The organism is Ruegeria sp. BHSC276 (genome assembly GCF_059612945.1).
Genome location: NZ_JBXWRP010000003.1, coordinates 333,465 through 345,746 on the forward strand (window position 1 = coordinate 333,465; position 12,282 = coordinate 345,746).

Consider the following 12,282-nt stretch of genomic DNA (forward strand, 5'->3'; position numbering starts at 1 on the left):
GAAAAGGGCGGCCACTGTGGCCGCCCTTTGGTTTCAACCGTTCCGGCTCAGTTCTTTTCCTGATCGACCAGCTTGCCGGCCGAAATCCAGGGCATCATGCCCCGCAGCTTTTTGCCGACTTCTTCGATCTGGTGTTCGTCATTGGCCCGGCGCGAGGCCTTCAGGAAGGGTTGGCCCACCTGGTTTTCCAGCATGAAGTCACGCACGAACTTGCCCTGCTGGATGTCCGACAGAACCTCTTTCATCGCCTTCTTGGTCTGCTCATAGGGCAGGATGCGCGGCCCGGTGACGTATTGACCGTATTCCGCAGTGTTCGAGATCGAGTAGTCCATGTTGGCGATACCGCCTTCATAGATCAGGTCCACGATCAGCTTCACCTCGTGCAGACACTCGAAATAGGCCATCTCGGGCGCATAGCCGGCCTCGACCAGAGTTTCAAAACCGCAGCGGATCAGCTCGACTAGACCGCCGCACAGAACAGCCTGCTCGCCGAACAGGTCGGTCTCACACTCTTCGCGGAAGTTGGTCTCGATGATGCCCGAACGGCCGCCGCCGATGGCCGAGCAGTAGGACAGGCCGATTTCCAGCGCCTTACCGGTCGCGTCGGTGTGAACGGCCACCAGGCAGGGCACGCCGCCGCCTTTGACATATTCGCCGCGCACCGTGTGGCCGGGGCCTTTGGGGGCCATCATGATGACGTCCACGCCCTCTTTCGGTTCGATCAGGCCGAAATGCACGTTCAGGCCGTGAGCAAAGGCGATGGCCGCGCCGGGCTTGATGTTGTCATGCACGTATTTCTTGTAGGTCTCGGCCTGAAGCTCGTCGGGCATGGTGAACATGATGACGTCGCACCAGGCCGCGGCTTCGGCGATCCCCATCACCTGCAGGCCTTCGGCTTCGGCTTTCTTGGCCGAGGGCGAGCCTTCGCGCAGGGCGACGACCAGGTTCTTGGCACCCGAGTCGCGCAGGTTCAGCGCGTGGGCGTGGCCTTGGGAGCCATAGCCCAGGATGGCCACTTTCTTGTCCTTGATCAGGTTGATGTCGCAATCGCGATCGTAATAGACGCGCATTTTGCCGGTCCTTTCTGTTTCGATTGATGCGGTTCTATCTGTGACGATTGCTATTGGCGAGAGCGTTGGGATTGGATATTGACGAAAGATGTAAACAATAATTCTTGGAAATAAGAAAAAACAAAAAATTCATGCTTGACGATATCGACCGCCGCATCCTGCGCCATTTTCAGGCCGAGCCAAGCCTGAGCACCGCCGAACTGGCCGAGCGGTGCCGGATCAGCAATGGCGTGTGTTGGCGCCGGATCGAGAAGATGCAGGCCGCCGGGATCATTCAGGGGCAGGAGGCCGTGATTGACTGGTCCGCCATGGGCTATGCGGTCGAGGTGTCGCTGCGGGTGACGCTGGACAAGACCCAGCCGCGCGCCTTCGACGAGTTCACCGCGGCGGCCCGAAAGGTACCCGAGGTGATCGAGATCCAGACCTTTCTGGGGCGGGTGGATGTTCGCCTGTCCATCATCGCGCGGGACATGGCGCATTATCAGCAGGTCTATCGCGACCGTATCCTGACCTTGCCGCATATCGCCGACATCGAGGCCCTGATGCACATCGCGCGGGTCAAACGGGACGAGGTGCTGCCGGTATGATCGAACTAGACGATCTTGACCGCAAGCTGCTGCGCGCCTTGGCGCAGGACGCCACGCAGAGCGCGGGTGCGCTGGGGCGGCGTTTCGGGCTGTCGCAGCCCGCGACATGGCGCCGGATCCGGCGGCTGGAGCAGGCGGGCATTATCAAGGGGCGCAGGCTGCGTCTGAACGCCGAGGCGCTGGGGTTCGGCGTCACCGTATTTCTGGGCGTCAAGCTGGCGCGCAAAGGGCAGGTCAGCCTCGAGGATTTCGAACGCGCCGTCAGCGCCATCCCCGAGGTGCAGACTGTGGAACACGTTCTGGGCCTGTATGATTATCGGCTGAGAGTGGTGGCGCGTGACCTGGCGGATTTCGAGCGTGTTCTGCGCCGCCGCATCATGACACTGCCCGGGGCCGGAGATGTCGAAGCCAACGTGCTTCTGAGCGAAGAACGCCGACCGGGGCCCATCGGCTAGGTTTCAGTACTGGGTGCGGATGCAGTATCCGGGGTGGAAGGTCATGCGCGCAAAGGACAGTGGCACTCCGTCCTTCCAGGTGGTTCGCTCCAGTTGCATCATCGCCGCTGCGGTCGTTGTACCCATATAATCGGCAAGGCCGCTGTCGGCGGAAATTGCCCTGAAGGCGATTTCGGCAACCGAAAACGGCGCGGCGTCCAGCAACCATTCATGCGGCGATGTCCGCTCTAGGTCAGCCGCTTCAATTTCGGGGACGGCGGCGATGTTGACCCACCGTTCTTCGTGCTGAAAAGGACGGTTGTCTGCATAATGCATGCAGACCACGTGCAGCACCCGCGCATTTGCCTGCAGGCTGAGTTGCGAGCTGAGCCAACCGGGGCTGGGCACCACATTCCGTTCCACAAGTGAATAGCGATAGGCGGCATTCTGGTCTTCAACGACTTGCTTGACCACAGACAGCTCGAGCTTGGCCTGCTTGCTGGGCAATTTCTTGACCCGAGTGCCACTTTTGCGTTTGCGTTCGACAAAGCCCTGTTCGGCAAGTTCGCGCAGCGCCCGGTTCACGGTTGCCCGCGCGCAGTTGAATTCCTCGGCCAGCTGTGTCTCGGTCGGCAGCAATGCGCCTTGTGGCCAGACACGGGTTTCAATCCGCCTTTTGACTTCGTCACGAACAAACTGAAAACTGATACGCTTGTGAGCATTCACTGTCGGGAAATTCCTGTTCAGGTTCCGGCTGAGCGTATCTGTTCAGAAACACGCCAGAGTGTAAAGATCACCTGATACTGGTTGGCGTCATTTTTGCCGTTCCGGCCGATACTGTTGCATTCGAGAATATCAAAATGACATTTTCCTTGGGTCAATTGTTGATAATGGCCAGCCCATTCCCATAGTTTGTGTCTTATTTCTAAAAAATCAAAACTTGAAAGGAGCCTCCATGCCCGCATTGTTGGAAACCGTCGATCCACAGGGGCTTGAGGAGTTTTCGGTTGTGTTCACCGACCGCTCGCTCAATCACATGTCGCAGGCTTTTCAGCAGGTGATGCGCGACATCTCAGGGATGCTGCGGAGCGTCTATGGCGCGGATGGCGTGGCCATTGTGCCGGGTGGCGGAACCTACGCGATGGAGGCTGTGGCCCGCCAATTCGCCCGTGGCGCCAATGTGCTGGTGGTACGCAACGGCTGGTTCTCGTATCGCTGGAGCCAGATTATCGAAACCGGGGGGCTGACGGCGTCAGCCACCGTGTTGAAGGCCCGTCAAACGGGGAATTCCAGCCCGTCGCCCTTTGCGCCTGCGCCGATCGACGAGGTGGTCGAAACCATTCGCAGCCAGCGACCCGGCGTGGTGTTCGCGCCGCATGTGGAAACCTCGGCCGGGGTCATTCTGCCGGACGACTATGTCAACGCGATGGCTGCCGCAGCGCACGAGGTCGGTGCGCTGATGGTGCTCGACTGCATCGCCTCGGGCTGTGCCTGGATCGACATGAAGGCCACCGGCGTGGACGTTCTGATCTCGGCGCCGCAAAAGGGTTGGAGCGCCTCGCCCTGTGCTGGTCTGGTCATGCTGTCTGAACGCGCCGAGGCGCGGCTGGCCGAGACCACCTCGGACAGTTTCGCGCTGGACCTGAAGAAATGGCGCCAGATCATGCAGGCCTATGAGGGCGGCGGCCATGCCTATCACGCCACCATGCCCACCGATGCGCTGCGGGCGTTCCGGGACACGATGCTGGAGACCCGTGACTATGGGTTCGACAAGCTGCGTGACGCGCAATGGCTGCTGGGGAATGCGGTGCGGGCGATGCTGCGCGACAAGGGGGTCGTTTCGGTCGCGGCCGAAGGCTTTGGGGCACCGGGGGTGGTGGTCAGTTATACCGACGACCCCGAGGTGCAGAACGGCAGGAAGTTCGCCGCGCTGGGCATGCAGATCGCGGCCGGGGTACCTTTGCAATGTGACGAGCCCGAAGGGTTCAGCACCTTCCGTCTAGGCCTGTTCGGGCTGGACAAGCTCTATGATGTCGATGGCACGGTGGCCCGGCTGAAGCGGGTGCTGGATCAGGTGCTTTAGGCCCGAACGGGCCTCAGCGCACGCCGAGGCCCATCTGCATCAGCGTCTTGCGCACCACCGGCATCGAATAAAGCGCGTTGAGCCCTGCGGCGCGCGCATCGCGCAACGGCCGTGCCTCGACCATCGAGGCGCGGTTCAGCAGGTCGATCCCCTTGACGCGCAGCTCGATCTCGGAATGACGGGCCTTGTGATAGGCGTCGAGCATTTGGGCATCTCCCAGACCCTCGGGCCGGGCCTTGGCCAAGTCCAGCAGGCTGCGCAGATCCCCCAGTGACATGTTCAGCCCCTGCGCGCCGATCGGGGGCACCACATGGGCGGCCTCGGCCATCAGCGCCACGCGCTGGGCCGACAGGCGCTCGGCCGATTGGCTGATGATCGGCCAGATCGTCCGGCGTGAGGCCAGTTTCAGCGGTCCGAACAGGCCGCAGGACCGCTCGGTCATCGCGGCTTCGAACTCGGCCTCGGGCAGGTTTAGCAGTTCGACCGCGCGTGGGCCGCGCTCCATCCACACGATCGCCGACGAGGGCTGGCCCTGCCAGTCAGGCAGGGGGACCAGAGTGAACGGCCCGCCGGACCGGTGGATCTCGGTCGAGACGTTTTCATGGGCGATCGGATGGGTCACCGCAAAGGCCAATGCCTTTTGCCCGTATCGCGTGGTGTGGACCTTGATCCCCGCAGCCTCTCGCATCGGCGAGTTGCGGCCGTCGGCGGCGATCACCAGCTTGGTGCGGATGCGCGTGCCGTCGGACAGACCCACACGCGCCTCGGCGGTGCGGGTGAACAGGCTGACGGTGCCGGTGCCGGGGCGGAAATCGACATTCGGCAGTTCGTGCAGCCGGGCCACCATCTCGCGCCGTAGCAGCCAGTTGGGCAGGTTCCAGCCAAAGGGTTGATCCGAGATATCGGCGGCGTTGAAATCGCGCACCACGCGCGGCTCGGGGATGTCGCCGCCCGCGTCCACGATGCGCATGATCTGCAACGGCGCGGCGTGGGCTTCCAGCCGGTCCCACAATCCGCAGTGCTGCAGCAGGCCGAGCGCCGGCTGCAGAAACGCGGTGGTGCGTAGGTCGGACCCGTCGGCGTCTCGGTCGGTGACGGGTGGGGTCGGGTCCACGCAGATCACGTCGAACCCTGCGGCGCCGAATACGGCCGCCGCGGTCAGCCCGGCGATGCCGCCGCCGGAAATCAGGATGTCACAACTGTCGGTCATCGCGTCACTCTCCGTTGCCTGCGGACCCTAGTGCGGTTCTGGGGCCTGCGCCAAGTGACATCCTGTCCCGTGGTCTAGCCGCGTGAAATCAGGACCAGAATCAGGAACATCACCGGCACCATCGCCAGGGCTGGCAGATACAGGCCCGGCAGGCCGAACAATAGGGCGGAACAGCCCCACATGCTGACCAGCGCCGCAACGGTATAGCCCAGATCCTCGGGCTTTCCATTGGCCGCATCGCGGGCCAGCCAGCCAAACAGGGGAATTGCAAAAAGCAGGCGCTGCCAAAAGGGCAGGCGGCCGGGCATCTCGATCGCGGTCATCGGGGTCTCCAGTTCTGTTCGTCGCTGAGCCTGATGTAGGAACGACTTTGCACCTGTAGAATGCGCGGATCGTCGCAGTTTCGGGCTGCGCGCGGGCGTATTTCGTCGCAGTCTCGGGTGGTTCAGATCAGGCGCGCGAGAAAGGCGGTCAGGTCATCCGTGTGGTGGTGGATGTGATCCGCGTCATGAGGATCGGGCGCAACATGCACCGTACGCATGCCCATGTCGTGCGGGACCTTCAGGTTGCGCGGCTCGTCCTCGAACATGGCGGCGCGGTCGGGGTGGATGCCGTCGCGGGCAAAGACCGTTTCAAACGCGGCCTTGTCGGGTTTGGGGCGATACCCCGCATGTTCGACCCCATAGATCGCGTCGAACAGCCCATTCAACCCGCGTGAGGCCAGAACCCGCTCGGCGTAGGGCGCGCTGCCGTTGGTGTAGACGATGCGCCGCCCGGGCAGGGCCCGGATATGCGCGGCCAGCGCAGGGTCGGGCTCCATGTGGCTCAGGTCGACCTGATGAACCGCGTGCAGATAGGGCTCGGGGTCCAGATCATGTTCGGCCATCAGCCCGGCCAGCGTGGTGCCGTGTTCACGCCAATAATGTTGACGCAGTCGGTCGGCCTCGGCCCGGTCGACGCGCAGGGCTTCGACCACGTATTCCGTCATCAGCACCTCGATCTGATCGAACAGGCGCATGTGCGGCGGATACAGGGTATTGTCCAGATCGAACACCCACTGAGTGACATGCGAAAACGCAGGCTTGACCATGGGGTTGGGTTTAGGCCGTGGCCACCGGGTTTTCAATGGCGCACTTGATTGCAGACCCATGGCCCGGATAGACAGGTCCGAACGAGGAGAGACCTGACCCAATGAACCAGTCCCGACAGCCCCAGACCGATGCATACAGCCTGATCCTCGAAGCGATCGACGTAGGGGTGTACAAACCCGGTGACCGGCTGGTGGAAAGTGAACTGGCCGAGCGGTTCGGCGTGTCGCGCACCCCGATCCGCGAGGCGCTACAGCGGCTTGAGACGCAGTCGCTGCTTGAACGTGACGGGCGGTCGCTGATCGTGGCCTCGCTGGACCACAACCAGATGGCCGAGCTTTATGTCGTCCGGCGTGAATTGGAGGGGCTGGCGGCCCGGCTGGCCGCGCGGCATGCGACCGAGGAAGAAATCAAGGTATTGCAGGACATGGTCGCGGCCGACGACGCACTTGTGGGTGACCCGGTCGCCCTGTCGCGCGCCAATCGACGGTTCCACGAACAGATCCACCTGGCGTCGCACAACCGCTATCTCGTGCAGCAGCTGGATCTTGTGCATCGCACGATGGCGCTTATGGCCACCACGTCGCTGGCAGCGCAAGGTCGGGGCGAGATCGCCCAGAACGAGCACAAGGCGATCGTTGACGCCATCGCGGCCCGCGACGAGGAGGCCGCGGACCGGGCGCTGAAAGAGCATATCTCGGTCGCGTTCATGACCCGTCTGAAACAGGACGCAATCCGGCGCGAAAAGTAGGCTTGGGCAGGTTTTCTTCGGCTGCCTGGCCATGCTGGGTCTTGTCCCAGAAGAACGGGTTGGCCGCCAGTTCCCACAATGCCTTGTAGGCGGCTATCACGCCCAGCGGATAATACAGCGCCATGGTGGGCACCCATGGGATCAGGAACCGACGGCCGCCCGAGAGCACGCCCAGTGTGCCCACGATGATGTTCGCGGCTTCGGCGGTCAGGAACAGATAGACGCAACCGCGCAGGATTTCCGGCGCTATGACGCCCTGGAAAGGATGCGGCCACCCGACCGAGGCCAGCCAGAAGGCCCAGAGCACCGGGGCAAGCAGAAATTGCCCGACCGTGCCCAGAAAGAAGGCCTGAACCCCGAAAAACCGCCACGCCCCAAGGTCGCGCAGCAGCCGCGTCGGAGACCGCATATGCACCAGGTAGGTGACCATGAAGCCTTTGAGCCAGCGTGACCGCTGCTTGATCCAAGGCCAGGCGCGGAAATTCGCCTCTTCATAGGTCGTGGTGTCCACGATCTGGGTGCGATAGCCAGCGCGGGTCAGGCGCAGGCCCAGATCCGCGTCCTCGGTGACGTTGTGTGCGTCCCAGCCGCCAAGCTCGATCAGCTTGTCGCGGCGGAAGAAGAACGTCGTTCCTCCCAGCGGCACGACCAGCCCCAGCCGGGCGATTCCGGGCAGGATCACTCGGAACCAGCCGCTGTATTCGATGGTGAAGCAACGGGCGCGCCAGTTGGTTCGCGGGTTGTAGAAATCCAGTGCCCCCTGCAGGCAGACCACGTCTTCGGGCGCCTTTGCGAAATGGCGAGCCACGGTCTCGAGCTGGTCCGGCACGGGGGCGTCTTCGGCATCCCAAACGCCCACGATCTCGCCCCGGCAGAAATCCAGCGCATAGTTCATGGCGCGGGGCTTGGTGGTCAAATCGCCCAGGGCCGGTACCTCGATCGTGCGCATCCAGCTTGGCAGATCGGCTTTTTCCAGCGCCGCGCGCGTGACGCCATCCTTCTCCTCCAGCACGAGGACGACATCCAGCAGCGCCTTGGGGTATGTCAGACGTTGCAGACGCTGGACCAGAGCGCCAGCGATTTCCCGTTCCTTGTACAATGGAACCATGATCGAAACGCTGGGAAGCCGGGCAGGCGATTCCATCAATTCGGTCTGGCGTGTTCTTCGCGGAGCGAAATAGGCCGCCACGCCAGCCAGACGCAGGACCAGAAACAATGTCAACGTGCCGACCGCGGCCCAGAACAGCAGCGAAAGACCAAGCTGCGGGATGGCGGCAAGCCCGGCGACGGCCATCAGAAACGCAACAGCCGGCTTGAACCGCGAACCGAGATTCCACCCACGGCAACTCTGGCTCAGTGGTGCGCGGGTTTCTGCAGCCTGGGCCAGCTGCGTCTTGTACCGGTCCGCGATCGCATTGTCGATCTGGTCCGCTTGGGCCAAGACCGGCAGGACCGTTTGCGCGCAGTCGCGCAGGCGATCGGCCACCACGTCGAACCGATCGGGGCGGGCGGTGGCCACCATAAGGATCGGCCCGACCCGCATCCACGGAACGACGTTGTGTTCGATCCAGAATTGCACCGGGCGCAGGGCGCACAGTTCGGCAGGCGGAGGGGTGGTCTCGAGATCGGCGAATTGCAACCGGCGTTGATGCCGCAAAGCGCACAGAACATCTTTGCGCGTGGCCCAGTTTTCGCTGACGAGAATCTCGCCCAACGGTGCCTTCTGTCGCTTTTGCGATTGCAGCGCCGCGTCCAGTTGTTGGGGCGTGATCGTTCCCGCATCGACCAAACAGGCGCCAAGGGGCTTCCAAATCTCCGATCCGGCCACTGCTGTCGCGGGGCCCTGATCCGAAAAACTCAACTCAACCATATTTATACCCTGCCCGAAGTCACGCGGGCAGAGTTGCTCAATCAAGGTTAATCCCAGGTTAACGGCTGCGCATATCGCAGCCAACGTGGTTTAAGCGTGGGCTTTTCTGTCCGCCATGGCCTGCGCGAACCGTTCGAACAGGTAGAAACTGTCCTGCGGGCCGGGGGACGCCTCGGGATGGTACTGAACCGAATAGACGGGACGGTCGGTCATGCGGATGCCGCAGTTCGAACCGTCAAACAGGGAGCGGTGGGTTTCGATCACGCCTTCGGGCAGCGATTGCGCGTCCACGGCGAACCCGTGGTTCATCGACGTGATCTCGACCTTGCCGGTTTCCAGATCCTTGACCGGGTGGTTCGCGCCATGGTGGCCGTGGTTCATTTTGACCGTTCGGCCGCCCAGCGCCAGCGCCAACATCTGGTGGCCAAGGCAGATCCCGAAGACCGGAAGGTCGGTGGTGTCGAGAATTTCGCGGATCATCGGCACAGCGTATTCCCCGGTGGCGGCCGGATCGCCCGGACCGTTGGACAGGAACACGCCGTCGGGGTCATGGGCCAGAACTTCTGCCGCGGTGGCGGTTGCGGGCAGCACGGTCACGTCGCACCCGGCCGAGGCCAGACAGCGCAGGATGTTCCGTTTGGCGCCGTAATCCAGGGCGACGACCTTGTGCAGGGGTGCCTGTTGCCGCTGATAGCCGTCGGGCCAGGCCCAGCGCATCTCGTCCCAGCGGTAGCTTTGGGCGCAGGTCACCTCCTTGGCCAGATCCATCCCTTCCAGCCCGGCAAAACCACGCGCCGCAGCGATCAGCGACTCGATGTCAAAATTGCCGTCGGGGTCGTGGGCCAGGGCCACATGCGGGGCGCCCTGCTGACGGATCGCGCGGGTCAGCCGGCGGGTATCGACCCCACCGATGGCGATCCGGCCGCGCCTGGCCAGCCAGTCGGTCAGCCGCTCGGCCGAGCGCCAGTTCGATGGCTCGGTCGGGTCCCATTTCACGACCATGCCTGCCGCCACCGGATCGGCGGTTTCGTCATCCTCGGGATTGACGCCGACATTGCCGATATGCGGGAAGGTGAACGTCACGATCTGACCGGCATAGGACGGGTCGGTCATGATCTCCTGATAGCCGGTCATCGCGGTGTTGAAACACAGCTCGGCTACGGTCTGGCCCGTGGCGCCGAAACCGGTGCCGAAGAAGAGCGTTCCGTCGGCCAGTGCCAGACATGCGGTGGGCTTGGACGTGGCGTTGTGAGCCATGGCGCGACTCTCCTTTTGGGTAAATCGGCGCATAACTAAGGGGGTTGGTGCCTCGGGTCAACCCTGTTCAATTTTCGGGCTTTTGTTGTTTTTCAATGGCTTAACAAAAGTCCAAGGGTGTTGTGTCATGAAAACTGTTTGGATATGTTCGGGGTTCCGTTGCCATGGGGATGAATTGAGCAGATGGATATGCGAACGCGGATCACCACCGCCCTGAAGCAAGCAATGAAAGACAAGGACACCGAGCGCCTGTCGACCCTGCGGCTGATCAATGCCGCCATCAAGGATCGCGACATTGCCAAGCGCGCCGAGGGCAACGAAGAGGCCAACGGCTGCGGCGATGCGGATGTGCTTGAGATCCTTGGGAAAATGAGCAAGCAACGCAAGGAGAGCGCCCGCGCCTACGAGGAGGGCGGCCGCCTCGACCTGGCTGAACGCGAACTGCGCGAGGTCGAGGTGATCGAGGAATTCCTGCCCAAGCAATTGGATGACGACGAAGTCGCCGCCGCGATCGAGGCGGCGATCAGCGCGACCGGAGCCGGTTCGATCCGCGACATGGGAAAGGTGATGGGCGCTCTGAAATCGCGCTATGCTGGCCGGATGGATTTCGGCAAGGTCGGGCCGTTGGTCAAAGACCACCTGTGCAGCGTTTCGAACGGCGGCTGAGGCTGTCTCAGCCGACCGCCGGATCGCGCAAGCGTTTCACCAGGTCGTCGTAGAGGGAAACGCGCTCTTCCTCGGACAGGAAGGCACCGATTTCGACGACGCGGCCTTCGCCCGACAGGGTGACATAATTTGGCACCGGCCCGCCGGTCGGGTGGATCTCGGGGCGGGCCCAGTATCGGTTGCACTGCCATTCCTGCCGAGGGGCTCGTGGGGCATGGCGCACCAGATGGGCCTGGGTGCCGGAAAGGGTCAGAACCTCGTGGACGCTGCGGGCGCGGTAATTAGCCTCGAACGCCAGCCACAGCCCGGCCACGGTCAGCAGCAGAAACGGCAGAAGCCCCCACAGAAGGACTGATCCCAGAACCGCCAGCAGGGGGATCAGGCCAAACAGAAAGACCGCCAGAACGACGGCCATCGCACCGCGCGGCGGCAACGAGTTGTGCGGCCACAGGCGCAGGCGCTGCTCGGCATCTGATGTGTCTTCCCAGTGATACGGCATCACGACAAAAAATAGCGGCCGTGCCCGTGTTGTCGATGGGCAATTTCACACGACATGCCCGACCCGCGCCCACGAGAGCGCGTCTTCCAGCCGGTCATCGCCCCAGAACACTTCGCCACCCACGACAAAGCTTGGGGCGCCGAAAATGCCCAGGCGGATGGCGGTGTCGGTTTCGGCCTGCAGCGCGGCCTCGGCTTGCGGGGTGCGGGCGCGAGCCAGTACCGGCAACGGGTCCTGCTGACAGCGGAAAAGGGCCTCGGAGATGGCCTGCTCACTGCCGGCCTCGACCCCCTCTTCGAACCAGATCCGGTACAGCGCCTGGGTAAAGCCCTTGCCCCAGCCTTCGGACATGCCCAGCAGCGCGACCTGATTGGCCAGCTCCAGATCCGAGATTGGATAGGGCGCGGGCAGGCGCGCATGGATGTGGTACTTGGACGCCCTGCGCTGGATATCGCGCCACATATAGGCCGATTTCACGGGTTTGCCCGCAAAGGGAATGTTTCGCTGTTCGGACATCACGGCCCGCACGTTGAACGGGCGCCATTTGACCGTCGCGCCGTTTTCCTCGCACCACGCGTCCAAGCGCATGATGGTCAGGAAGCTGTAGGTGCTGCCGATCGAGTACCAAAAATCAATATCGGCCATGGCATCCCCCGAGGTTGCCGCAGTTGTCGGGCAGGGACCAGATTACCCGATTTTTGCCGATCTGGCGATGGCGGCCGTGGGGGCAAAGAAAAACCCCGCCGAAATGGCGGGGTTTTGTTATT

14 protein-coding genes are annotated in these 12,282 nt (G+C 62.8%); 5 read left to right on the forward strand and 9 right to left on the reverse strand.

Annotated features, from left to right (window positions below; all coding sequences use genetic code 11):
• Positions 1-47: 47 nt before the first annotated feature.
• Positions 48-1,070, reverse strand: coding sequence for a ketol-acid reductoisomerase (gene ilvC / locus AC2FMD_RS05315; RefSeq protein ID WP_496682193.1), 1,023 nt, complete (start codon positions 1,068-1,070; stop codon positions 48-50).
• Between the two features lie 131 nt (positions 1,071-1,201).
• Here ilvC and AC2FMD_RS05320 point away from each other — a divergent pair, with 131 nt between their 5' ends.
• Complete coding sequence (locus tag AC2FMD_RS05320; protein WP_496682190.1) at positions 1,202-1,657, forward strand: Lrp/AsnC family transcriptional regulator; 456 nt, start codon at positions 1,202-1,204, stop codon at positions 1,655-1,657.
• A complete protein-coding gene (locus tag AC2FMD_RS05325) occupies positions 1,654-2,112 on the forward strand; it encodes an Lrp/AsnC family transcriptional regulator (protein WP_496686637.1) in 459 nt (152 codons plus the stop codon). Before AC2FMD_RS05320 ends, AC2FMD_RS05325 begins: the two co-directional genes overlap by 4 nt.
• Before the next feature lie 3 nt (positions 2,113-2,115).
• Here the strand turns inward: AC2FMD_RS05325 and hutC are convergent, their stop codons facing one another.
• Entirely contained in the window at positions 2,116-2,730 is a 615-nt protein-coding gene (gene hutC / locus AC2FMD_RS05330) for a histidine utilization transcriptional repressor HutC (RefSeq protein ID WP_496686636.1), read from the reverse strand.
• 316 nt (positions 2,731-3,046) lie between these two features.
• Between hutC and AC2FMD_RS05335 the strand changes: the two genes are divergently transcribed.
• Complete coding sequence (locus AC2FMD_RS05335; protein WP_496742324.1) at positions 3,047-4,174, forward strand: aminotransferase class V-fold PLP-dependent enzyme; 1,128 nt, start codon at positions 3,047-3,049, stop codon at positions 4,172-4,174.
• 13 nt (positions 4,175-4,187) lie between these two features.
• Here AC2FMD_RS05335 and AC2FMD_RS05340 read toward each other — a convergent pair whose 3' ends face one another.
• From AC2FMD_RS05340 to AC2FMD_RS05350, 3 genes are all read right to left on the reverse strand, one after another.
• Positions 4,188-5,384 (reverse strand): UbiH/UbiF family hydroxylase, encoded by a 1,197-nt coding sequence (locus tag AC2FMD_RS05340; RefSeq protein WP_496794772.1) that lies wholly within the window; start codon positions 5,382-5,384, stop codon positions 4,188-4,190.
• 74 nt (positions 5,385-5,458) lie between these two features.
• Complete coding sequence (locus AC2FMD_RS05345; RefSeq protein WP_093962490.1) at positions 5,459-5,707, reverse strand: hypothetical protein; 249 nt, start codon at positions 5,705-5,707, stop codon at positions 5,459-5,461.
• A gap of 122 nt (positions 5,708-5,829) precedes the next feature.
• Positions 5,830-6,474: a pyrimidine 5'-nucleotidase gene (locus AC2FMD_RS05350; RefSeq protein WP_496682174.1), complete on the reverse strand. Its 645-nt coding sequence runs from the start codon at positions 6,472-6,474 to the stop codon at positions 5,830-5,832.
• Positions 6,475-6,575: 101 nt separating this feature from the next.
• On the opposite strand from AC2FMD_RS05350, the gene AC2FMD_RS05355 reads away from it, so the two are divergent.
• Positions 6,576-7,223: a GntR family transcriptional regulator gene (locus tag AC2FMD_RS05355; RefSeq protein WP_496682172.1), complete on the forward strand. Its 648-nt coding sequence runs from the start codon at positions 6,576-6,578 to the stop codon at positions 7,221-7,223.
• On the opposite strand, the gene AC2FMD_RS05360 is transcribed toward AC2FMD_RS05355, so the two are convergent.
• A complete protein-coding gene (locus AC2FMD_RS05360) occupies positions 7,180-9,093 on the reverse strand; it encodes a glycosyltransferase family 2 protein (protein ID WP_496794773.1) in 1,914 nt (637 codons plus the stop codon). The two genes, AC2FMD_RS05355 and AC2FMD_RS05360, sit on opposite strands and share 44 nt — an antisense overlap.
• Positions 9,094-9,183: 90 nt before the next feature.
• Positions 9,184-10,350: a glutamine-hydrolyzing carbamoyl-phosphate synthase small subunit gene (carA, locus tag AC2FMD_RS05365; RefSeq protein ID WP_496711930.1), complete on the reverse strand. Its 1,167-nt coding sequence runs from the start codon at positions 10,348-10,350 to the stop codon at positions 9,184-9,186.
• Between the two features lie 183 nt (positions 10,351-10,533).
• Between carA and AC2FMD_RS05370 the strand changes: the two genes are divergently transcribed.
• On the forward strand, positions 10,534-11,016 hold the full coding sequence (locus tag AC2FMD_RS05370; protein ID WP_496682166.1) for a GatB/YqeY domain-containing protein: 483 nt from the start codon (positions 10,534-10,536) through the stop codon (positions 11,014-11,016).
• Between the two features lie 7 nt (positions 11,017-11,023).
• Here AC2FMD_RS05370 and AC2FMD_RS05375 read toward each other — a convergent pair whose 3' ends face one another.
• Together AC2FMD_RS05375 and AC2FMD_RS05380 are read right to left on the reverse strand one after the other, a co-directional pair.
• The gene (locus tag AC2FMD_RS05375; protein ID WP_496682165.1) at positions 11,024-11,515 is read right to left on the reverse strand and encodes a DUF2244 domain-containing protein; all 492 of its coding nucleotides are present in this window, start codon (positions 11,513-11,515) and stop codon (positions 11,024-11,026) included.
• A 45-nt stretch (positions 11,516-11,560) separates the two neighbouring features.
• On the reverse strand, positions 11,561-12,160 hold the full coding sequence (locus AC2FMD_RS05380; RefSeq protein ID WP_496686624.1) for a 2-hydroxychromene-2-carboxylate isomerase: 600 nt from the start codon (positions 12,158-12,160) through the stop codon (positions 11,561-11,563).
• Positions 12,161-12,282 lie beyond the last annotated feature (122 nt).